This is a genomic window from Vibrio sp. S234-5, assembly GCF_000960595.1.
Taxonomy (GTDB): Bacteria; Pseudomonadota; Gammaproteobacteria; order Enterobacterales; family Vibrionaceae; genus Vibrio.
On the sequence record NZ_JZAM01000400.1, the window covers coordinates 1 to 404 of the forward strand.

Annotated in this window: 1 pseudogene; it reads right to left on the reverse strand. The window is 55.7% G+C overall.

Going from position 1 to position 404, the window contains the following annotated elements:
- A pseudogene (locus UF06_RS22305) lies at positions 1–404 on the reverse strand (collagenase); the annotation flags it as partial.

The following is a 404-nucleotide window of genomic DNA, read 5'->3' on the forward strand; positions in this document are numbered from 1 at the left end:
GGCCAATGTTCACGGCTAGCGTATAGGTTTACGTTACCTTGGTTGTCTGAATGGGTGAGATCGCTAAGCCAAATGCGCACTTCGCTCACGCCCTCTGGGACATACACCGCGGCGTAGCGCTGCTGGCGACCGGTCAAATGCTGTGCTTGGCCCGTTTGCAACACCACTGGCGCAAGGTCATCTTGCTCTTGGGTTGGTGGTGTGGGTGCCGCGGTGTCCAGTGTTGTGGTTAGGTTCACGGCTTGGGAGCTACCACGACCAGCGACGCTCAGATAGTAGCGGCCCGGTTTCACGTAGCCAGAAGCGTCGGCGGCAAACTGAACTTCTTCATTGCTGCCCTCGACAAATTCACTCACTTCACAATCGTAATAGTGGGCCACTTGGTTGAAACCCATGTAGAGATC